Origin of the sequence: Brasilonema sennae CENA114 (assembly GCF_006968745.1) — a bacterium.
Taxonomy (GTDB): domain Bacteria; phylum Cyanobacteriota; class Cyanobacteriia; order Cyanobacteriales; family Nostocaceae; genus Brasilonema; species Brasilonema sennae.
In genome coordinates, this window is sequence record NZ_CP030118.1 from 5,348,911 (window position 1) to 5,369,848 (window position 20,938).

19 protein-coding genes are annotated in these 20,938 nt (G+C 42.2%); 10 read left to right on the plus strand and 9 right to left on the minus strand.

Annotation, left to right across the window (positions count from 1 at the left end; all coding sequences use genetic code 11):
• Positions 1-20: 20 nt before the first annotated feature.
• Positions 21-1,379, minus strand: coding sequence for an FAD-dependent oxidoreductase (locus DP114_RS22440; RefSeq protein ID WP_171977173.1), 1,359 nt, complete (start codon positions 1,377-1,379; stop codon positions 21-23).
• Between the two features lie 16 nt (positions 1,380-1,395).
• Complete coding sequence (locus DP114_RS22445) at positions 1,396-1,542, minus strand: pentapeptide repeat-containing protein (protein WP_318284521.1); 147 nt, start codon at positions 1,540-1,542, stop codon at positions 1,396-1,398.
• A 175-nt stretch (positions 1,543-1,717) separates the two neighbouring features.
• On the opposite strand from DP114_RS22445, the gene DP114_RS22450 reads away from it, so the two are divergent.
• The 3 genes from DP114_RS22450 to DP114_RS22460 all read left to right on the plus strand — a co-directional run bounded on the left by DP114_RS22450 (position 1,718) and on the right by DP114_RS22460 (position 6,730).
• The gene (locus tag DP114_RS22450) at positions 1,718-3,061 is read left to right on the plus strand and encodes an FAD-binding oxidoreductase (RefSeq protein ID WP_171977174.1); all 1,344 of its coding nucleotides are present in this window, start codon (positions 1,718-1,720) and stop codon (positions 3,059-3,061) included.
• 59 nt (positions 3,062-3,120) lie between these two features.
• Positions 3,121-4,476, plus strand: coding sequence for a (Fe-S)-binding protein (locus tag DP114_RS22455; RefSeq protein ID WP_171977175.1), 1,356 nt, complete (start codon positions 3,121-3,123; stop codon positions 4,474-4,476).
• 1,366 nt (positions 4,477-5,842) lie between these two features.
• Complete coding sequence (locus DP114_RS22460) at positions 5,843-6,730, plus strand: hypothetical protein (RefSeq protein ID WP_246162658.1); 888 nt, start codon at positions 5,843-5,845, stop codon at positions 6,728-6,730.
• Between the two features lie 16 nt (positions 6,731-6,746).
• On the opposite strand, the gene DP114_RS22465 is transcribed toward DP114_RS22460, so the two are convergent.
• Positions 6,747-7,022: a hypothetical protein gene (locus DP114_RS22465; RefSeq protein ID WP_171977176.1), complete on the minus strand. Its 276-nt coding sequence runs from the start codon at positions 7,020-7,022 to the stop codon at positions 6,747-6,749.
• A 461-nt stretch (positions 7,023-7,483) separates the two neighbouring features.
• On the opposite strand from DP114_RS22465, the gene DP114_RS34490 reads away from it, so the two are divergent.
• A complete protein-coding gene (locus DP114_RS34490) occupies positions 7,484-8,938 on the plus strand; it encodes a hypothetical protein (RefSeq protein ID WP_216669931.1) in 1,455 nt (484 codons plus the stop codon).
• Positions 8,939-9,090: 152 nt separating this feature from the next.
• Here the strand turns inward: DP114_RS34490 and DP114_RS22475 are convergent, their stop codons facing one another.
• Complete coding sequence (locus DP114_RS22475; RefSeq protein WP_169268029.1) at positions 9,091-9,297, minus strand: hypothetical protein; 207 nt, start codon at positions 9,295-9,297, stop codon at positions 9,091-9,093.
• A 111-nt stretch (positions 9,298-9,408) separates the two neighbouring features.
• Between DP114_RS22475 and DP114_RS22480 the strand changes: the two genes are divergently transcribed.
• From DP114_RS22480 to DP114_RS34495, 3 genes are all read left to right on the plus strand, one after another.
• Positions 9,409-10,710 carry a cation:proton antiporter gene (locus DP114_RS22480; RefSeq protein ID WP_171977177.1) on the plus strand — a complete coding sequence of 434 codons (1,302 nt, stop codon included), beginning with the start codon at positions 9,409-9,411 and terminating at the stop codon, positions 10,708-10,710.
• Positions 10,711-11,128: 418 nt separating this feature from the next.
• Positions 11,129-11,881: a transposase gene (locus tag DP114_RS22485; protein ID WP_216669932.1), complete on the plus strand. Its 753-nt coding sequence runs from the start codon at positions 11,129-11,131 to the stop codon at positions 11,879-11,881.
• Positions 11,878-12,174, plus strand: a complete 297-nt coding sequence (locus DP114_RS34495; RefSeq protein ID WP_211178817.1) for a hypothetical protein — start codon at positions 11,878-11,880, stop codon at positions 12,172-12,174. The genes DP114_RS22485 and DP114_RS34495 overlap by 4 nt, the downstream gene beginning before the upstream one ends.
• A gap of 180 nt (positions 12,175-12,354) precedes the next feature.
• Here the strand turns inward: DP114_RS34495 and DP114_RS22490 are convergent, their stop codons facing one another.
• The 3 genes from DP114_RS22490 to DP114_RS22500 form a co-directional block, all read right to left on the minus strand.
• The gene (locus DP114_RS22490; protein WP_169268031.1) at positions 12,355-12,789 is read right to left on the minus strand and encodes a hypothetical protein; all 435 of its coding nucleotides are present in this window, start codon (positions 12,787-12,789) and stop codon (positions 12,355-12,357) included.
• A gap of 483 nt (positions 12,790-13,272) precedes the next feature.
• Positions 13,273-13,530 carry a Nif11-like leader peptide family natural product precursor gene (locus DP114_RS22495; protein WP_171977178.1) on the minus strand — a complete coding sequence of 86 codons (258 nt, stop codon included), beginning with the start codon at positions 13,528-13,530 and terminating at the stop codon, positions 13,273-13,275.
• 260 nt (positions 13,531-13,790) lie between these two features.
• Positions 13,791-15,509 carry an FHA domain-containing serine/threonine-protein kinase gene (locus tag DP114_RS22500; protein WP_169268033.1) on the minus strand — a complete coding sequence of 573 codons (1,719 nt, stop codon included), beginning with the start codon at positions 15,507-15,509 and terminating at the stop codon, positions 13,791-13,793.
• A gap of 732 nt (positions 15,510-16,241) precedes the next feature.
• On the opposite strand from DP114_RS22500, the gene DP114_RS22505 reads away from it, so the two are divergent.
• From DP114_RS22505 to DP114_RS22515, 3 genes are all read left to right on the plus strand, one after another.
• On the plus strand, positions 16,242-16,754 hold the full coding sequence (locus DP114_RS22505) for a hypothetical protein (RefSeq protein ID WP_169268034.1): 513 nt from the start codon (positions 16,242-16,244) through the stop codon (positions 16,752-16,754).
• Between the two features lie 148 nt (positions 16,755-16,902).
• Positions 16,903-17,658: a class I SAM-dependent methyltransferase gene (locus DP114_RS22510; RefSeq protein ID WP_318284181.1), complete on the plus strand. Its 756-nt coding sequence runs from the start codon at positions 16,903-16,905 to the stop codon at positions 17,656-17,658.
• Positions 17,659-17,791: 133 nt separating this feature from the next.
• Positions 17,792-18,580 carry a glutathione S-transferase family protein gene (locus DP114_RS22515; RefSeq protein ID WP_169268035.1) on the plus strand — a complete coding sequence of 263 codons (789 nt, stop codon included), beginning with the start codon at positions 17,792-17,794 and terminating at the stop codon, positions 18,578-18,580.
• 33 nt (positions 18,581-18,613) lie between these two features.
• On the opposite strand, the gene DP114_RS22520 is transcribed toward DP114_RS22515, so the two are convergent.
• Together DP114_RS22520 and DP114_RS22525 are read right to left on the minus strand one after the other, a co-directional pair.
• Entirely contained in the window at positions 18,614-19,351 is a 738-nt protein-coding gene (locus DP114_RS22520) for a Crp/Fnr family transcriptional regulator (RefSeq protein ID WP_171977179.1), read from the minus strand.
• A 19-nt stretch (positions 19,352-19,370) separates the two neighbouring features.
• Positions 19,371-20,765, minus strand: coding sequence for an amidase (locus DP114_RS22525; protein ID WP_171977180.1), 1,395 nt, complete (start codon positions 20,763-20,765; stop codon positions 19,371-19,373).
• Positions 20,766-20,938 lie beyond the last annotated feature (173 nt).

Genomic DNA, 20,938 nt, shown 5'->3' on the forward strand with positions numbered 1-20,938 from the left:
CACGAGCAGATTGGGAAAACTCAATTTAAACGTACGTGTTGCGGTGATCGTTGTCTTTCTAAAAACTTTTCGTTCGCTTGTTTTACTTTAGAAATCCAACCTTTGTGGGAATTCAAAATTTCTGAGTAGGGAATGGTTGTTTCAGAGAGAAGTTGTAACAATGAGGGGGAAAAGTATCTGGGAAAGAGTTGATGCATAAATTGAGCAGTTCGCAGTCTTATAAATAACTCTAAAAACAGCAATTTACTGGATAATGGAAAGGTGTAATCACTTAGCTCAACTAGTGCATGAGCATCTGGTTTTCGACGTAGGGTAAATTGCTTGAGTACCTCCCCAATATCATTAGGATATTCATCTAATAACTGATCAAAGAAAGCAACATCTTCAAGGGAAGCATTACAGCCTTGACCCAAAGAAGGAGAGGTAGCATGAGCAGCATCACCAATTAGTAAAACGCTATCACCATGATGGTAGCGATTACAACGAATCGTCAAAATAGTTGAAATGGGACGATTGAGAAATGCTTCGACTTCCGACTCTGGTAAAAGCTCAGCAATTTCTGGTAAGTATTCACGAAAGAATTGCCATACTTGTTCTTTTGTAGAAAAATTGACGATGGGGTTGTTCTCGCGAGGAAAGTTAACAGTTCCATTTATCAAGCCATCTATATCATGCACCAAGGTAGCAAAAATTCCATCGCTACTTCTCCAAGTATGGATATAACCTGCTTTCAATGATGCTGCACTCTCAGCAGGTAGAAAAATGGATTTGTAAGCAGAGGGAACGTATTTTTTTTCTAACTCGAATTGGTTAGTTGAGAGAAACTGCTCTCTAACTCGCGATCGCGCTCCATCTGCACCAATTAATAAGTCATAACCAACAGTAACTTCTCCTATAGAATTGACTGCTGTATTTTCAAAGGTGACTGTTTTTGCTTCAAAATCAACTTGCTTACATTGATGGTCAAAATGAATTTTGAGGCGATAGCTTCGCTGCTGCGCTTTGCGCAGATCGCTACTATACTGTTGAGTCAACATTTTTAACAGTGTGACCACCAATCGCCTGCGATCCAGAATCAGAATCGGTTTTTTCCTTGGAAGGAACTGCGTTTTGCCTTTTTTTTGGTGAACGAGTGAGCCAGTACTTTCTAAGCTTACTGCCTTAATGGCTGCGAGAATCCCTTCAACTTTGCTCAGTGCCGTCATTCCGCGTTGATTGAGGACAAGAGGAAAGGTTCTAGCGGAGGAAAATGGAACTGTTTGTGGATCACTGCGACGCTCATAGATCTCAACATTATACTGTTCATCCCGACGTAGCAAATAGTGAGCTAGAAGAACTCCACTCGGGCCTGCACCTACAATTACAACTCGTTTGATCATATTAACATCTAGCGTCTTAGTTCAGATTCGCGCCCCTAAAATCCGTCTCTCGAATATCTACATAACTAAAGTTTGCCCCTGCAAGGTTTTGACCTTTAAAAGAACGACTATCTGAGTTTGACAGGAGTTGTTTTGGGACATCCCTAAGCTGTAGACTGAAGATTTATGATTGTTTACCACTGTAGCGCAATATGCTGTAACAGCCAGAACAATCTCAATAAGTACCACTGACTCAATTAAATCACCAATGCGCTATACAGCAAGGCTTTGACCAAAGCTGATAAAAATGTGCTTTTTTCATGAACCGTATTGATATATTAAGAGTCTAAAACAAACAAATGAAAGCGCTAGCCTCTTGTTTTACATCTATTGTCGGCACAGAAAATGCTGTCTGTTGGGAAGATGTACCAGTCACTCAGCAAAAATCTATATTACAGGCGATCTCTGACGAGAAGCCGCTAGCCCCTAAGGGGGCGCTGCGCAAACGCGTCAACGCTTCCCCAACTCCTCCCGGTTGTATCGTCTACCCTCACACCACAGAACAGCTAGCGCAAGTCATCACAGAAGCACACCGTAACAAGTGGCGCGTTTTGCCATGCGGTAGTGGTAGTAAACTGAACTGGGGTGGGTTAGTCAAAGATGTTGACGTTGTAGTCAGCACAGAACGCCTGAATCAACTCATTGAACACGCCGTTGGTGATTTAACGGTGACAGTCGAAGCGGGAATGAAGTTTTCTCATCTCCAAGAAATGTTGGCAAACTCTGGGCAATTTCTCGCTGTTGACCCCATAACACAAGATACAGCAACCATTGGCGGTATTGTTGCTACCGCTGATACAGGTTCCTTACGGCAACGCTATGGTACTGTACGAGACCAACTCTTGGGAATTACCTTTGTACGTGCTGATGGACAAATCGCCAAAGCTGGCGGGAGAGTGGTGAAAAATGTTGCTGGATACGACTTGATGAAGTTGTTTACTGGGTCCTTTGGCACATTAGGGGTCATTAGTCAAGTGACGTTTCGTGTTTATCCTATGCACGAGATATCCCAGACGGTGGTGCTGACTGGTGATCCAAAGGCTATATCTCAAAGTGCTGGCGTCCTCAGAGGTTCTGCGTTGACACCAACCCAAGCTGATTTGCTATCAACAAAACTGGTGTCTGGCTTGGGATTAGGTGAAGGATTGGGATTAGTTGCTCGCTTTCAAAGTATAGCTGAGAGTGTCAAGGAACAGTCAAACCGACTTTTGGAAGTCGGGGAACAACTTGGGTTAAAAGGAACGATATATTCAGCGGCGGATGAAGCTGATTTATGGCGCATATTGCGAGAACAAATAGATTCTTCTGTTAATGAGTCGGCAATAACTTGCAAAATAGGAGTGTTACCGACTTCTGCTGTTGAAGTTTTGACTCAAGCAGATGTGGGTTGGATTCACATCGCTAGTGGTTTGGGGGTGTTGCGGTTTGAGAGTGACAACCAGATTGATCAGCTGTTGGGGATACGAAGTCTTTGTCAAACCAATCGCGGTTTCCTGACTATTTTGGAAGCACCTGTGGAGGTTAAGCAACAGTTGGATGTATGGGGCTACACTGGTAATGCTGAGGAGTTGATGCGTCGGATAAAACAGCAGTTTGATAAGGAATGTATTTTAAGTCCGGGTCGTTTTGTGGGTGGGATTTAGGATAAATAAACCGCAAAGACGCAAAGGACGCAAAGAAAGAGGGGAGAAGAAGAGATAATATGCAGGTTTCTCAAGGTTCTGAGAGTAAGAAGGCTAGTTTGGAGAATTTGACTGGTTTTGATGGAAATCATCCGCCAAATCCAAAGTTGATTGATACTTGTGTTCATTGTGGGTTTTGTCTCTCGACTTGTCCTAGTTATCGGGTGATTGGGAAGGAGATGGATTCTCCACGGGGACGCATCTATCTTATGGATGGGATCAATGAGGGTGAGATTCCTCTGAATAAGGCAACAGTAGAACATTTTGATAGTTGTTTGGGGTGTCTTGCTTGTGTGACGACTTGTCCTTCTGGTGTGCAATATGACAAATTGATTTCTGCAACTCGTCACCAAGTTGAACGGAATTACCCGCGTAGTTTGCCAGATAAGTTGTTTCGTCAACTGATATTTTCTCTGTTTCCTAATCCTGATGTTTTAAGGGTTCTGCTGGTTCCATTGTTTTTTTATCAAAAGTTGGGTTTGCACAAATTGGTGCGTGGAACTCAGTTGTTGAAGCTTGTGTCTCCTCGCTTAGCCGCGATGGAATCAATTCTGCCAGAAGTTACTTTGAAATCTTTTCAAGATAATTTGCCAGATATTATTCCAGCACAGGGTAAGAAACGTTATCGAGTTGGGGTGATTTTGGGATGTGTGCAAAGGTTATTTTTCTCGCCAGTCAATGAAGCGACTGTAAGGGTTTTAACGGCGAATGGCTGTGAAGTTGTGATTCCCAAAACTCAAGGATGTTGTGCGGCGCTTCCCGAACATCAAGGACAAACAGAACAAGCCAAAGCTTTAGCAAGGCAGATGATTGATAGTTTTGCAAATACTGGTGTAGATTTTGTAATTATCAATGCTGCTGGTTGCGGTCATACATTAAAAGAGTACGGTCATATTTTAGGAGATGATCCAGAGTATCGCGAAAAAGCGAAAGCATTCGCGGCGAAGGTTAGAGATGCGCAAGAGTTTTTGGTTAGTGTTGGTTTAACAGCAAAATTATCACCACTTACAAATCAACCCTTGAGTTTGGTTTATCAAGATGCATGTCATTTGTTGCACGGACAAAAGATTAGCTTGCAACCGCGTCAGTTGTTGCGAGAAATTCCAGGCGTGAAGTTGCGCGAACCAGTTGATGCAGCTATATGTTGTGGTAGTGCGGGAATTTACAATCTACTTCAACCAGAGGTGGCCGAGGAGTTGGGTAGACAAAAAGTGCAAAATCTATTGAATACTGGTGCTGATTTAATTACTTCTGCCAATCCGGGTTGTACTTTGCAAATTCGCAAGCATTTACAGTTGGAGGGGAAACAGATTTCTATCATGCACCCAATGGAGTTGTTGGACTATTCAATCAGGGGTGTGAAGTTGAAAGTTTAAAAAAAAGCTACAGGCTTGAAGCCTGTGGCTTTTTGTAAAGAGCTATACCTGCGCGGCTTTAGCCGCGAAAGGCACCCTGTCATCTAGTTATAGGTTTCAGTTCAGCAAGCATATGCAGTAAGTTGCTAGATAAGCAGACCTCTGTGGTTTAATTGTACCGACCTTACTTAAGTGAGGCTCTGGTGGAAATACGTCTTGGTATACAGCATAATAGAGGCGTCAGTCGTCTTTCATCCCCTCGCGCTCATCGTAGGGGTTCTCATCTTCCCACTTGAAGGCTGATAGAACAAAGAAATAGAGCCATCCAGATGAGTTTTGGTCTGACCAAGTTTTCATGAATTCTATAAGCTGTTTGTAAAGAAAGCTTAAATTTTTGGGATGCTTTAGTGCTACTCCATAGCGCCATGTCAGATTGTGCCTTTGAATACTTAATTTTAACCTTATAATTTACCTATTGTTCATACTTTGTTAATCATATGAGCGCACAATAATATCATAAAACTTACCCAACTTATATTGTCTGATTTTAAATTTGTATAGCTACAGAAAACTCTTAGAACAATAAACAAACAACAGTAGTTTGATGATTGACTTTTATAACTAGCGATCGCACAATATAACAATTCTGGCTTTTTTAAAATAAAAATCAACGGTGCATCATTGTCGGTATAAATTATTTTGTTTGTGTTCCTAGTTAATCACATCACAGGAAATTGGGGGCTGAAGTGCCGCATTCACACAAGGATACGGCTTAAATTCAAAATTCATTATTGATAATTTAAAATTGATTTTTAAATTTGAATTATGAATTCTAGTTGCGAACCATTTTGCCCCATACCCACAAGGGGATATGTCTCCTCGCCGCTGATCGTGGAAGCCTTCAATAGCTAGCATTCGTGTGCAACAGTTAACTAATCAACATTTAACAACATTGGTGGTTGAAATTACTTAACTAGAGCTATGAGTATACCCAAGCCAGTACCTTCCACATATCTTCATGAAGGATAGTATCTCCATGAATCCAGTAGTGTATATTACTATGTCTCTTCGAGATTTAACTAGCTACACAACAAGAAGAAAGTACGTACTAAGTAAATTTTTGTCTAGTAAGTACTTTCCTTGAAACAAAATTAACTGATTTCCTTTCAAATAAGCTAGAACTTTCATTCAAATAGTGTAATTTTACTTACACATAGATGAAGATTTGGCAGACATTGTTAGTTCCTGAAATACCCCCTTGATGAAAGTTTTGAGCGTAGCGTACATTAAAATTCCACCACTGAAACTCCTTCACTATTGACCCATTGAATATGGTTTTTATTAACTTCGCTAACGGTATCCATTGCTAATCACTCGCCAACACTTTATGAATATCATTGTTCGTTTGCTTGGCGCATTTGCTATTTTGCTTCCTACATATGCTGCTGTATCTTCTTTTGCAGTAGCGCAGGAGAGTCCTACTATTCTCCAACCGGGAACAATGCAGAAGCCTCCAACTTCTCCCCTGCCGGGAACAACCCCGAAAACTCCGACTACTCCCCTGCCGGGAACAACTCCGAAAACTCCGACTACTCCCCTGCCGGGAACAACTCCGAAAACTCCGACTACTCCCCTGCCGGGAACAATCCAAAAAACTCCGACTACTCCCCTGCCGGGAACAACCCCGAAAACTCCGACTAATCCCCTGCCGGGAACAATCCAGAAGACTCCGACTACTCCCCAGTCGGGAACAACCCAGAAGGTTTGCTCTTTCGATGCAGTAGATAATTTGCTACCTCCACCAACAGGTGAGCAAAATCGTTCTCCGCTTTCCTACCTGGCACAACAAGGTTTTACACCGAAGTTAGACGGTTCTTGGGTGTGCTACGTCAGAGATAACCAGAAACAGGATCTTTATTACACCCTTTTTAAAGTTCAGCAAGTTAACGGAAAGCTAATAGCCAGTTCTTTCTTGAATAACAGCAATTTAATTGAGGGGCAAGACACTCGCACTGTGGACTTGTTTTTGCTCCTGGTTAACAATCATACGAAGACAAATCAGGGGAACCGTCAGAGTATACAAAGGTATTTTGAATCTTTCATTTCTTTAGTGAAACAAGGGAAAATTCCACCCTCAGCACGTGGATATCTTTTTGACCAACCAAATCGAGGTTTTATCATATACAACACCGTCACAGGAGGAGACCTTAAGGGTACAGCAATCACGATTAACATCAACTCGCCTCAGAATTTAGGTTCCCCCCCAGCCTCTTAATTTTCAATAAACACGCTTAACGCTTAACACCGAAGAAGGGGATGGTGTTTCTTTCATATATTGCTAGCGGTGAGACCAGCGCTGCGGAAGGGTTTCCAACGTCGGCTGTGCCGACTTGTAGCATGTGGCGTGAGACCCCAAGACGAGCCACTGCTGCAGGAGGGGAGCCAGTCCGTTCCGGGGGTTCCCCCCGTTGTAGGACCTGGCGTTCTCCCGACCTAGGCATGTGGCGTCCGCACTGGCTCCTCCACAGGCGACTGGCGTTCGCCCAAGCCGCGTGCGCTTTGCGCATACCCGGACGGTTTTATATCGCTAGTTAAAGGCTTTCCACAAAATATCTATCGTTGAAATTCTTGATTTGACAAGGATTATGACGACTGAGGTCACGACTTCTGAATTCTTACCTTTTGACTTGTTACCTTCAGTTTTGATTTCCCCCTCATGGGGCGCTCACATCTTGCACCAAGAAAAATTGATAATGTTTAGTCAGTGAGTATTAAACCAAAAATCTTTCCTATATTGAGCTAAGAATTGCCAAGAAAAATCATGTAACTTACCCTTACATTTTTTTTACTTCTACGCTTTTCTACTGATAGGTGCAAGATATTAGTTAAGTTACATTTGTTACGGACAGGGTGGGTTCATAAAAAATTCAAAAATCAAAAAAGAAAAAAATCAAAAATTTTTGAATTTAACTGTCCTTTACAGTTTATACTCCCATGACCTCACATTTTTTTACTGGAGGTAAATCCCTTGAAGTCAACAGCCAAAAAAATTGCAATTGCAGTATCATCAATTACAGCAATACTAACCACATGTCAATCCGCTTCAGCCCAGCTCGTGCTTGGACGCTATGGTATTCAACCAGGGCTGGAGCAAAACTACCTTCAATACCAGCTATCGGGCAGAGATTTGACCCAAATGCGAGGTATTGCTGGATGTAGTGTAGGATTTGGTGCCTCTTGTAACAAAGCAGGAGCAGTCTTCCAGAAATTAGTTCAGTCAAATGGTGGGCCAAGCTACGAGCAGTTGCTAATGCGAGCTGCTGGTGGGGAACAAAACTACCGTAATTTTGCTTCCCTTTACGGAAACGATCCGGGTATTTCTCAGATACCCTACGCCTCATTCTGGCAGAACGACAACCCTAATATCGTGGACGGGTATCGCTATCTGTTTGGACAAACAGTCAGTCAAACTCCCCAAGAAGGTTTGGGACAAGTGACCAAAAACTTCTATTGGGCACCTAGTGGTGGTGGAAACTCACTCGATCCACGTAATGGGTTGCTAGATTTTAAATACGCTTATGGGCGTCTGTTGCTTGAAGAGGTGGCAAAAATTCCCAATGCACAGCAGCAGATTCAATCTTTGGGTTTAGGACCAGAACTGACCAAGTTTTACTCCCAAAAACTTTCCAATTCGATGCGTGTGTTGAACTCTGGTGATCAAGAGTCTCTCAAAGAGACAATTCTCAAAGACCTTTCGATGCCATATTCACCAGAAGCTGCAGAATTCGGACGTCCAAATCTTGGCATTCCAGGCGGTGATTCGCTGATTGGGGAAACTCTTCCTGGAGATACCTTTTTTGGGACAACTCCAGTATCATTGCAGCCAGAAGGAATAGGGATTGATGTTCCCTCCAACCTTGCAGAAGATGTCGTGTTGCAACAAGGATCATCAGGGAGCTCATTTCCCACCTGGCCTCTAGGTGGTCTTGGCTTGCTCTTACTTCTTCTCGCTTTTGGTGGTGGAGGTAGTTCTTCCGGTCGGGGATCAGGTACACCAACAGGTACACCCCTACTTAGCACTCCACCTTCCTCTGGTGGTGGATCTGTTCCTCCTTCAGGCGGTAGTTCTGGTGGTGGATCTATTCCTCCTTCAGGCGGTAGTTCTGGTGGTGGATCTATTCCTCCTTCAGGCGGTAGTTCTGGTGGTGGATCTATTCCTCCTTCAGGCGGTGGTTCTGGTGGTAACAATCAAATCATAGAAGTACCACCCACTCCCCCGGTGAATTTTCCACCGGGACAGGAAGTTAAGAAGGTACCCGAGCCAACAACAACAATAACACCGCTTGTTGCGCTGATAATTATATTGTTGTTGGTTGGTTATGGACAGCGACGTAGCCAGAGAATGATTTTTAGACGTAAAGTTACGCCATCTAACTTCCCAACCAAGTTGACCAAGACGGACACCGAGTACTGGGTTCGTTAATTTATCTGATACTATTGGCGAATTCTACGTAGGGGAGTCAGTGCTCGAAAGCGGGCTTCGACCGTCAGCTCAGCCGAACGGTTTCACAGGCTTAGACCCCCGGAGGGTTTTCCCTAGGGTACGGTAATATAAGCGTGTTGGGCACTCTCCACTCACGGCACGCGAATCACATAGAAAGCTAGACACTGCTCATCCCACAAATCAAGATTTTCAGTAATTAGCGCTCCAACATCATTGTGCATCTGTGGTTGTAAATAAGCGCGATTCTCACCTGCATAGAATATATGCAGCTCGGAAGGGGTACGGCATTGCCGTGCCCCTATACCAGCAGAATCGGTGTAGGCGACTACGCGAATCATTAGAGAAAAGTTATGTAAGTTGTCTTAAATAAATCTATCTAATGGTGATGTAGACCCAAAGAAATCACAAGTAAACTCTTGGTGCGTTCTTTTCTTAAAAAAATATTTTTTATGGTTGATAGCTATATTATTGATTTACTTGTCATTGGGTCATTGCTATTATTTGTCACCTTATTATCCGGATGGATTTCGCGTTTACCTCTTTCCTTCGCCATCATCTACCTAATAGTAGGTATTTTATTAGGTCCTTATGGTTTTGGACTGATTCAATTACGCCGTGCTGGAGTATTTAACGCTGAGGTGTTAGAACGGCTGGCAGAATTTGTCGTGATTATATCTGTCTTTAGCTGTGGTTTAAAAATTGTACGTCCGCTCAAATTTAGAGCTTGGAATATTACGACGCGACTTATTGTTTTTTTGATGCCAATTTCAATTTTTGGGTTGGCAGTTGTAGGTAAACTCTTTTTAGGGATGGATTGGGGAGAGGCTATCTTATTGGGAGCGATTCTTGCACCAACTGATCCAGTCTTAGCTTCAGAAGTTCAACTGAGTGATACGAATGATAAAGATGAATTGCGCTTTGGTTTAACGTCCGAAGGCGGTCTAAATGATGCCTTAGCTTTTCCTTTTGTTTATTTTGGAATTCATGCTTTAAAAGATAACAACTGGAATAACTGGCTGAAACAGTGGGTTGCAGTTGATATAATTTGGGCTATTGCTGCTGGTGTTGTAATGGGCTTTATCGTTGCCAAAGCAGTTGTTTGGATTGAGAAAAAAATCCAAAATAAGCATCGTGTTGATGAAATTATGGAAGATTTTATAGCCCTTGGTACAATTTTGCTAACTTACTCTCTAACAGAAATTGTTAACGGGTATGGATTCCTTGCTGTATTTATTGCAGGGCTAGTATTCCAACGGAGTTATGGAAATTCCGAAAAACCACTGGCACAGTTAGAATTTATAGAGAGATTGGAAAAACTTTTAGAAGTTGGGACAATTTTAATATTGGGGACGATTTTATTAGTCAAGCCAATGCTAAATTATGCTAGCCAATCTTTATTAGTGATAGTCTTATTATTCCTAGTCATCCGACCTGTAGGAGCCTGGATTAGCACAATTGCTGGAAATTCCCGAAAAGCGTACCGTCGTCGAACTTGGTATTCAGGAACTCGTTTGTTATTCGGTTGGTTTGGTATTCGTGGTGTTGGCTCTTTATATTATCTTTCATATGCCTTTGGCAAAGGTCTAAAAGGTGAAATAGGTGAGCAAATAAGTTGGATAACTTACACCACTATTGTTGTTTCCGTGATTGTGCACGGAATCACTTCAACTCCATTAATGAATTGGTATGAGCGTAATCTTGCCAAGCACGAAAATTCCTCTTCTCCAGCTACCATTGATGAATTTCAATGAGGCATAACCGAGACTCACATCTTGCACCTAACCGAACAAACCCGTAAAAGGCAAATAAGGAGTACAAAAATATAACAGAAGATGAATCAATAATTTAAGTACATAAGAGTGATAAAGAAACTTAAAGTAGCCGTAATTTTACATAAAAAGCTTCCAAAAATACAAGATGTAGGGATGACTATTTGCGTCATCCTGTAGTGCGATCGCCTACGGCGAGCGCGGAGCGCCAGCGCTAACTTTAATTTCAAAAACGGAATTTGCTTTGATAGCAGAAAATATGAGAGAAAGGGCGTGAAATATCGAATTTTTTATAGCAAGAACAATGCTTACCTACGCCCAAAAGCTAGTATACAATCTCAAAGAGTTAATGCCGACGCAATACCAAAAAGATAATCTTGATGCAATGCTGGGATGATTTTTGGAAGCGCAAGGGCATCCCTTACCTGAACACTCTCAAACCAAATCTCCGAGTGCATTGAGTCGGTTTTTAAATATCAATCCTTGGTCAACAAGGGATATGATTCGTATTGTTCGTAACCATGTATTAGAGACGAGCTTAAAGGTTTTTTCAGCAGAAGGGAAAGGACGTAAACCATTTTTACAGGTTATCATTGACCTAACGACTCTTGAAAAACGGGGTAAATTTAAAAACTTTGAGGATTTAATAAGAGTTTATAACGGTAAACGTGGTCTGCATATAGTAGTAGTTTATTTAGTTGTCGGAAAGTGGCGCATACCTTGGAACTTCCGTGTTTGGAGAGGTAAGGGTACACCTTCACCCGCTCAACTAGGACTCAGGTTAGTTAAGCGTTTACCTAAATCTTTAACTGAACGCTTTCGGGTGAATATTTTGGTTGATACGGCTTTTGGGAGCGTGGAATTTCTTCATGGTGTACGCAAGTTGAAATATCATGCGGTTACAGGTGTGGCTATTAACCGTAAATTAGTTGATGGAAGAGTTTTAAGACATTTACACAAACAGGGACAACAAGTCCGTTTGGTTGGTTTAAAGTTTCCCGTTACCGTATCTTGGTATTACTTAAAGCGCGATAAGGGCAAGCTTGAAAAACGTTTTGTCTTGTCTACTCGTCCCATTAAAGCTTCTACTCTCAAGTGGTGGGGTAAGCGTCGTTGGCAAATTGAGGGATGGTTTAAAACCGCAAAGCAATGACCCAAAGGGTCACGCTTCGCGAACGTTTTGGTTTGCACCGTTTTGGACAGGGTTCTCTCCTTGGCATGTATCGCTGGCTGATTCTTTCTCTGACTGCCTACCTCATTGCTCATTGGACTTATCTTCATATTCAGTCTGGATCACCACCTGATTGGGGTCAGGCTGCACAAACTGCCTTAGAATCAATTTTTACCCAAATAGTCGTGTCTCTTCTTTTACTTGATATTGAACGCTTAGCTCCCCTCGCACGTAGTTGTGGTTTTGACATTCATATTTCCAGGTGCAAGATGTGAGGAGAGAGGTTTTAAGTTCTCTGGTTAAGATGATGGTTACACGTGCCTGATTTTTTAGCGCTCTGGATCGGCTTTTTCTGGTTTATACGTTCAGTTTTCCCGAAATCTGAACGTATAACCTATCTTATGCTTAGGTGCGTTGTGTTATGTCTGCTTACTATCGCAACGTTTATCTATTCTCTAGTTAAAAGCATCCTTAATGCTATCAACAGTGCGTTCAATTACATTCTTTGTGTTGTCTACAGCTTCTTTAGTCCGAGCTGCATCTTCATCTGCTCTTTTCTCAATTGTCTTCGCATCTGTCTTTGCTTTGCGCTCAAGAATACTACCATTATCGGTTGCTTGATCAACTCGCTCAGCATTTTTGTTTGCAGTTTCCTTAACCTTATCTTTCGTATCTTCAATGAAACCTTTGGCTCGTCCAGCATCTTCACTGGTTTTGTCTTTAACCTGGTCTGCTGTTGCGATTAAGTTTGTAGCAGGATTAGCCATTGCTGCGGTGTTCGAGAAAAACGCACCTTGCCAAACGAAGGCGATCGCCGACACACAAAACACAGTTGTAGCCAGAAAGCGTCCTACAGTGGAAAGCCGTTTTATCACATTATTCAATTTCATTGAATACAAGCTCCATTTTTATTTAGCATCCTATTTTTACTTCATCTGCCTGCGAAGTCAAATCGTTCCATAGACAGAGGTTCTCCCGTCATAAGTTGTGGATTGAGGCATTGTCCTGTACGATTACCCTAATACCTCCAATCCTCCCGGGAAGACCGGAGGGCGTTAGAAACCCTACTAATACCGTTTCACTTTAAAGTTGATACATATGGCGAAGTAGGAGAAGTAGGGGAAGTAGGAGAGTCAAATGTATCAGGATTTTTGTGAAAGGGTATAAGAGCGCTCCTCTCACGGTTCGGGTTATGGCAAACATTGACTTAGCGCGGTACTTGCTTGTCAACATGCTAATGGCGGTTATTTCTCAATAACCGCCGCTAGCGCGAACAAAGGTTTCAGACACAATAGCTAGTAAAATCACGAATTGCTAAAAGCTTTCAGATAAACCATATCAAACTACATATTTTGAATTTGGTAACCCGGGAGTTATACCATATAACGCTGGTATTCTGATAAATTTAAGGAACTCTCAGAAATACCAGGATCGCCACCAAACCATGCTTCATCTAAGTCGTGTTCAGTAAATGTATAGCCCAGAGTAGAAGCAAAATGAACAATTTTGGTTTTATCCCAATCCCAAATACCAAATAAGCCTTTAACGCAGCACTTCTGGTGATACTGCTCATAAATGGCTTGATCCGACATCAAAACCTCGTAAAAAGCATTTACCTGATCCAGTGACATAATTTTTTCTGTCCAGTAATAAAAGTTACATTGATTAACAAAACAATTCCGGTTTTAATAATTTTTTCAACAGTTGTGAGTGGTCATACGGACGAATTTTGAAGACGTTGATTACAATCTATTGTTTCTTGACATCTTACTACTGACATCTATACAAATGGTAATTTAAAGTTTGAACTGAAGGCGAAAACAGGAAAAATGAAGTATAAAATATTTTATTACTTTGGACATCTATGTGTCCTATCCTTCATTTTTCATTCTTAATGGGTTATTTGTGATGCAGTACAAGGTTGTACTTCATCCCTAAAAAGCCAGCCTTGAGTTCCATCAGGCAGTTTAACTTCTACAAAATCACCGCGCACCTGAACAAATAAGACCATTACGCCTAGATTCAGTTGTTTGACAGCGCCAACCTCTGTTTGAGGTTCAGGGCGTAATTTAGCTACAAATCTGCCACCGGGGGGAGAAACAACACGACACAGTTGTGGTTGCTGTGAGATGAAATTCTGTTGTGCATGAGTTCCGATCATGTTGTTAGAGTTCAAAAAGCTAAAGCCACCAACAGCGCTGATACAAGCTGCTACACTCATCCCAAGTAATTTTGGTACTTTGATCGCTGAAGATGATAATACTGACTCTGGAGTCAACAAAACTTCTTGTGAATTTTCTTCAGCCTTCTTGACTTTTGGAATTCGCATCGTCTGGTTAATAGGTTGTTGCAGTGCGATCGGAACAATTGAGTATTCTATAGGTACGTACCCACCCGGATACTCGTTGCAAACAATGTCACTTACCTGAAAATTTTGTTGCCCCAACCGTATATTACTACCAACACAAAGAGGCATTTCGCCTGCTAAAAGTAACTGTCCATCAACAATAGGAGGATTCATCTGGCGCAAATTCCGCAAGTAAAATTTCTGCTTTTGCTGATGAAAGAAGATTTCAATATGTAAAGCAGATACTGTTGGATCTGATATAACAATGTCGCATACTTGGGGATCTCGACCGATGCGGACTCCTCGACTGGGGTTTTTACTTTGTTGTTTTTCAAGGATTTTGCGATTTTTGACTTGTCCGTTTTCCTCCCACTCTAAAGAGAGTTCATGAAGGATGTTTGTGGTAAAACAAGCTTCTTCTGTCGGCAATTTGTCAGAGTTTGTCGCTGATTCCCGTAGCGCTAGCAGCACCTCAGTCGCAGTCTGGTAACGATCTTTAAAGTGATAGCGCGTCATCTTAGTAAGAATAGCAGCTAACCCCGGACTGACAGTTGCCAGATGTTGCCACAGTATTTCTCCAGTATTGGGATCATCTTGGAGTTGGTGTGGATGCACCCCTGTCAATCCTTGAATTCCCATCATCCCCAGTGCATAAATATCACTACTAGGACGTGGTAAACGTCTGATTTGCTCAGAGGGCATATATCCCCGAGTTCCGGTGATCAGAGTGATGTGGTTTTGTCTTGTCCCAACTGCTGTTTGACTTTGCAGTTGTTTAATTGCTCCAAAGTCTATCAGAACTAATTTGTTGTCTGAAGCACGTCTAATAATATTATCTGGTTTGATATCACGATGAATGACTCCGTGGCTATGAACAAATTCTAAAATACCCAGTACCGAATTTAGCATTTCAAGAATATGGGGTTCCGTCCATATTCTTCCTGGAGGAAACTCCATACTCACAGGATGTCCACTGATAAATTCTTGTGCCAAGTAAAATTCTTGCTTCTCTTCAAAATAAGCTAAAAGTCTGGGTATTTGGTCGTGGTTGCCCAACTGTTGCAAAGTTTCAGCTTCTTTTTGAAAAAGCCTTCTGACAGTTTCTAAAATATCAGGGTCGGTACTAGAAGTTTTGAGATGTTTTAGGACGCATTTAGGGTTCCCAGGGAGGTGAACGTCCTCAGCAATGTAAGTTTGCCCAAATCCCCCCTCGCCCAATACTTCAAGGACTTTGTAACGTCCTGCTAGTAACTGACCAATCATGTTGTAATGGTGATTTTAAAAAATAACTGTAACGCTTCTACATTTAGAGACTAAAAGAAAAAATGAAGTCAAAAAATAAATAAAAAATATATTTTTTTATTTATCTACTCTCTCTTTTACTTCTCGTTTAGACTTTATACTCTTCTACCTCTTTGGTAAGATTTATAACTACAGAAAAGTTTGAGAAAGGACATCAAGACATTTTATCAAACTTTTCAGAGTTGCTGCTTTTCCTAACAATTTTTGTGAAAATGAGGTATATCATGGGTGGTTAATCCTATTCTCTTTATCACAGTAACTTGAATGAAAAGCTTTGTGATGTTCATTAGGTAGAGATAAATAAGATGAGCCTGGTACATTAATGAATAACAAATCTAAGATACTAATGTTGCCAGTTTGGCAGACTTTATAAAAGTTCATTATTGTATGGTTAGTTTAATAACTAACTTGTATCGTCAATTTCATAGCAACTTTTATCAGATACGTAAGTAAATTTTAATTTATATAAAAAAATTTTATCAAATCAAATGTAACAATCTCAACACTTAAGTAGTTGTCAGTAGTTTTTTTTTAAGCTAATCGAAACTATAAAAAATACGGTTAATTACTAGTTTGATTTACTCAATTTCCATCGAGGCGATATTGATTTTTTAAGATTTGTAGGAAAATACCTTGTAATATATGCAAAAAGAGTCAGAAAATAATTTCTGTCTGAACGAGAGTCTTTCTATTATGCATAACTCTTTTCGGCTAAATTTTTGTACGATTGGTATCGTGAGCTTCTTGACAATACACGGATGGACGTTACAGCAAAATTTAGGTAATGCCAAAATTGAGTTGAAAAAAACCCAACAAAATCTTGAACAAGTACAGAGCCAGCTAAATGATAATAAACAAGAACTTCAAAGCCTCCGCCAGAGACTCAACAAAAAAAATTCAGACATTGTGATTATGAATATTTGTCTAGAAGGTGTAGGACGGGCGTTGTCAGATATGGGAAATGACAATCGTCCTGGAGCATTCTTTGAGTTATCATCTGTAGTGCTGCAATGTCGCCTAGCAGACAAAATTGCAGAAAAAACACGTATTGAACAGAGCCAATCAGCATCTGTGGAAGCTCACACTTCAGTCAAGAATGTCAGTCAATGGTATCAGGACAGACAAAACATTGCACAAAGAAATATTCAGTTGAAAGAGCGAATGTTGAAAGCTCAACAGAAGCGGGAGAAAGATAATTCCATTTGATTGTCCTACAGTTCCACAGGATTAATATTTAGATGATGAGTGACATAATAGGTACAAGTAGGCGCTCGCCCCCTTGAGACGTCTCCTTTGGAGCATCGCTCTAGTCGCATTCAATCACAGAAGACTAAACAAAAACCGATGCAAGCCTATGTACCAAATGAACCCCACGAGTTTGTTCTCCGGTAGAGCAACAGACTATGCTTTGTATCGACCAAGCTATCCAGCAGAGGCAATTAATATCATCTTAGAAGGATTTGACCAGCCGTCACAGCTCGTTGCAGCCGATATTGGAGCCGGGACAGGTATCGCTTCGCGGTTGTTAGGCGAACGCGAGATAAAAGTCATTGCCATTGAGCCAAATCCAGAAATGAGACTGGCGGCAACTGGACATCCAATGGTAGAATTTCGCTCTGGGACAGCAGAAGTGACAGGTTTCCCTGATGCATCGGTTGACTTAGTGACTTGTTTTCAATCTTTCCACTGGTTTAACCCTTCGCCAACGCTTTACGAGTTTCACCGCATCTTAAAGTCATCTGGACGTCTTGGTCTGGTTTGGGGTATCTGGGATGAAGACGACTCCTTCACTAAAGAATTTGACCGCTTAGTTTTCCAAAGCTCAAACAATATTCCTGGATTACCAAGTCGTGAGTCGATGATCAGCGCACTTCTGGAGAGTCCCTATTTCCAAAAAGTCCGCCAAACAAATGTTCCGTATCAGCAATGGTTAGATTTACAAGGATTGATTGGTCTTGCCCAAAGCCAAGGCTTTGTCCCACTTTCACCAGAGGAACGACAACCGCTTGTCGCTCAATTGCAAAAGCTACACGAGCAGGCGGCTGATACTAGTGGTAAAGTTTGTGTGGTCTACCGTATCGATATTTACCTTGCTGAACCAATGGTGTAAGAGCGGTGTTGATGAATTTTATTCGCTCATCCTAAAGCTGGACGATGCTGAATGCAAGGTTTAGCAGCACAACTGGAAGCTGCTAAACTAATGAGGGTGGCTTCCGCTCACTGTAGCTCTGAGAATTTGACCAATGATCATCCTCTACGAACACCCCCTATCTCCGTATGCACAGAAGAACAAAATCGCCTTGCGCGAAAAGGGAGTTGAGTTTGAGATCAAGACGCCTGACGTGAGTGGGGGCGCGTTTGGGGGCAGTGAGTTTCTGGAAGCCAATCCTCGCGCCCAGATGCCGGTCCTCATTGACGGCGATGCCAAGATCTTCGACTCTACAATCATCCTTGAGTACATCGAAGACAAATGGTCCGAGCCACCGCTGCTGCCTCCCAATCCAGCAGACCGAGCTCGTGTCCGCATGATTGAAGAGGTCATGGACACCTACTACGAGCCGATCAACTGGGGGGTGATGGAAATCAACTTCTTTGGTCGGGCGAAGGGTTCGCTTGCCGAAACGATCGTTGGGAATGCCAAACAACAGGCTGCGAAGTGCCGTGAATGGCTGACGAAGCAGCTAGGCGATTGCGAATGGTTCAACGGCGACCGTTTTGGTTGGAGCGATCTGTGTGTCGTTCCCTACATTAACTCGTCGTCATTCATATTCGGGATTGGACCAGAAGCAAACTCCCCACTTGCTGATTGGTTCAAGCGCGTTAGTGTGCGTCCAAGCGTCGCTCAAACGTTGCAGGAAGCAAACGACTCTGTTGCCGGATTGGAGCAATTTTCGCATTTCGTTGAGCAAGGTTTGTTCAAACGTGAGTACCGTGACCATCGTCTTGAGTGGATGATTCGTATGGGTGGACTCCAAGTTGTACTCGATGGCATTGAGAAAGACAACATCCGATTCAGTAACGATTTCTCTTGAGAAAAACTAGAATACTTTGCGACACCAAAAGCCTCAAAGGATTTTCGGCGTTGCTGAATCAAGGTATGAATTACTACTATTATGCAACGCCGCAACTTCTTCTAGTTTTTTTGCATCCAGTATCGTTATCTTTCCACCCCGACTGTAAGCAATCACTGACTTAAGACTTTTCATAAAGCGTACGCACTCTTCATAAGTAATGCCAATACTACGTGCAATTCGATAGTAAGGCAATTGGATTTTCAAAACTTCTCCTTGCGGAGTTGATTCTGTACCATCATGCTCAGCAAAATATTGAATTATTCTTGCCAACCTGACAATGGCTCTTTCAGAAACTAATCCATGAACTGTTTCATGCAATTGCTGAATTCTCGAATTAAAAACCATCAGCATCCGTAGAGCAATATCAGGGTTTTCTTGAATAGCTTTGAGTAGAGCATCTCGTTGTACAGTCAGAATCTCACAATCACTCAAAGCTGTGACAGTTGCAGGCGCAATACCATTTCCCAACAGTGCAGGAGCAGCAAAAATTTCCCCAGCACAAAGGGTGCGAAGAATCGTTTCTTTCCCCGTTCCTGCTGTTTTTGTCATTTGAATTGACCCACTCACTAAAGCAAACAATACATCTGGTAGAGCATCGCCTTCATGCAGGATAATTTCTCCCTTAAGATAACGTCGCACTTGGGTGTGAGGCTGCAAACTCAATTTATCTGAAGGCTCTAAACCTACAAATACGGCAATTTGTGAAATTTGTTCAATGCTTGCCTGCATAATGATTTAGGAAAATTATTCATCCTAAAGCTGGACGATGCTGAATCCAAGGTTTAGCAGCTTCCAGTTGCGCTGCTAAGCTAATGAGAGTGGCTTCGGCTGCGGGGCGTCCCACTAATTGTACGCTTATCGGTAAACCGAGTTCATCAAAACCTACAGGAAGAGCGATCGCCGGTTGTCCAGTTGCATTCGCTGGTGGACAAGGTGCAACCCAATCAACAATCTTTTGGAATGTCTCTTCTGGACTCAAGTTTGCCCACTCTCCCACGCGGATAGGTGAATGTAAGTAAACTGGCAACACAAGCACATCAATCGTGTCGAAAAGTGCGACAATTTGTCGTGCTACCGCCTGCATTTGGGAAACTGCTCGCAAGTACTCACCCGCAGAACCTGTTCTAGCCAACAACCAACGATTCAATGGCTGTAAAGCCTCAGCAGGTATTCCCGACCCAGCGACGCTTGTTTGCCAAACAAATTGAAATGGTTCAACTAATCGACTAAGATCTATGCTCGTCTGCTCAACTGTGTGACCAAGTTCTTGTAATAATTGCACTGTTTGCAGAACGCCTTGCTCACAGTTAGCATCAGCTTTCCCTATAGGAGGGGTACTTGTTGCATAAGCAATTCGCAAACGACCAGGTTTTTCTTTTGTATAAGCAAGAAACGAGGGTTCTGGGTTGGGTAACCAATATGGATCGCCTGTGACATATCCAGACATGACATCTAAAAGAGCAGCCGCATCAGCAACAGTACGTGCTATTGGACCATTTGTCGCAATACCACTAAGGCTATCGCCCACCGGTGCATGAGTCACCCTTCCTCTTGATGGCTTGATTCCCACTAAACCACAACAAGCTGCAGGACCACGAATTGAACCACCACCATCAGAACCTTGAGCGATCGCACATAATCCTGCTGCTACCGCTGCGGCTGCACCACCACTGGAACCGCCTGGGGTGTAGTCTAAATTCCACGGATTTCTGGCTGGGGGAAAACCCGTAGGTTCTGTGTAAGGAGTTGAACCAATTTCTGATGTTGCTGTTTTGCCCAGAAGAATAAACCCAGCTTGCTTAATCTTGACTACTACCCCACTATCATGGTCAGCGATATTATCTAGTAACGCGGGATTTCCGTAAGTACAAGGGACACCTGCAACAGGGTTGAGGTCTTTAATAGAAATCGGCACTCCAAAAAACGGTGGTAGTTCTGAGGTATTAGAAAGGATTTCTGTTTTGGCTTTGGCATCTGCGATCGCTTGTTCTGCCATCACCGTAAAATAACTTCCCAACTGAGGATTCAACCTAGAGATGCGTTCTAAATAGACTTCCACCAACTCCAACGGCGATACCTCTCGGCGTCGGATTAACTGTGCTTGTTCTAGTGCTGGGGTAAAAGCTAAATCAGTTTTATTCATTAGAATAATGACCTCATTTTAAACAAAAATCCCCTGTTTTTGGGGATTGGATTTTGTTTTACACTCTCAAAAAGGTTACGATTTTTACGTTTTATAACCAAAAGAGAATTTTGTATATCCAGGGTTATATTACACTAGTTTTATTCTGTTAATATTTTGTAGTCATTTTAGCT

What these genes read in the sequence shown, in the direction of transcription:
- DP114_RS22440 (WP_171977173.1), bottom strand. Translation starts at nt 1,379, where the DNA reads ATGATCAAACGAGTTGTAATTGTAGGTGCAGGCCCGAGTGGAGTTCTT.
- DP114_RS22450 (WP_171977174.1), top strand. Translation starts at nt 1,718, where the DNA reads ATGAAAGCGCTAGCCTCTTGTTTTACATCTATTGTCGGCACAGAAAAT.
- DP114_RS22455 (WP_171977175.1), top strand. Translation starts at nt 3,121, where the DNA reads ATGCAGGTTTCTCAAGGTTCTGAGAGTAAGAAGGCTAGTTTGGAGAAT.
- DP114_RS22460 (WP_246162658.1), top strand. Translation starts at nt 5,843, where the DNA reads ATGAATATCATTGTTCGTTTGCTTGGCGCATTTGCTATTTTGCTTCCT.
- DP114_RS22465 (WP_171977176.1), bottom strand. Translation starts at nt 7,022, where the DNA reads ATGCGCAAAGCGCACGCGGCTTGGGCGAACGCCAGTCGCCTGTGGAGG.
- DP114_RS22475 (WP_169268029.1), bottom strand. Translation starts at nt 9,297, where the DNA reads ATGATTCGCGTAGTCGCCTACACCGATTCTGCTGGTATAGGGGCACGG.
- DP114_RS22480 (WP_171977177.1), top strand. Translation starts at nt 9,409, where the DNA reads ATGGTTGATAGCTATATTATTGATTTACTTGTCATTGGGTCATTGCTA.
- DP114_RS34495 (WP_211178817.1), top strand. Translation starts at nt 11,878, where the DNA reads ATGACCCAAAGGGTCACGCTTCGCGAACGTTTTGGTTTGCACCGTTTT.
- DP114_RS22490 (WP_169268031.1), bottom strand. Translation starts at nt 12,789, where the DNA reads ATGAAATTGAATAATGTGATAAAACGGCTTTCCACTGTAGGACGCTTT.
- DP114_RS22495 (WP_171977178.1), bottom strand. Translation starts at nt 13,530, where the DNA reads ATGTCACTGGATCAGGTAAATGCTTTTTACGAGGTTTTGATGTCGGAT.
- DP114_RS22500 (WP_169268033.1), bottom strand. Translation starts at nt 15,509, where the DNA reads ATGATTGGTCAGTTACTAGCAGGACGTTACAAAGTCCTTGAAGTATTG.
- DP114_RS22505 (WP_169268034.1), top strand. Translation starts at nt 16,242, where the DNA reads ATGCATAACTCTTTTCGGCTAAATTTTTGTACGATTGGTATCGTGAGC.
- DP114_RS22510 (WP_318284181.1), top strand. Translation starts at nt 16,903, where the DNA reads ATGTACCAAATGAACCCCACGAGTTTGTTCTCCGGTAGAGCAACAGAC.
- DP114_RS22515 (WP_169268035.1), top strand. Translation starts at nt 17,792, where the DNA reads ATGATCATCCTCTACGAACACCCCCTATCTCCGTATGCACAGAAGAAC.
- DP114_RS22520 (WP_171977179.1), bottom strand. Translation starts at nt 19,351, where the DNA reads ATGCAGGCAAGCATTGAACAAATTTCACAAATTGCCGTATTTGTAGGT.
- DP114_RS22525 (WP_171977180.1), bottom strand. Translation starts at nt 20,765, where the DNA reads ATGAATAAAACTGATTTAGCTTTTACCCCAGCACTAGAACAAGCACAG.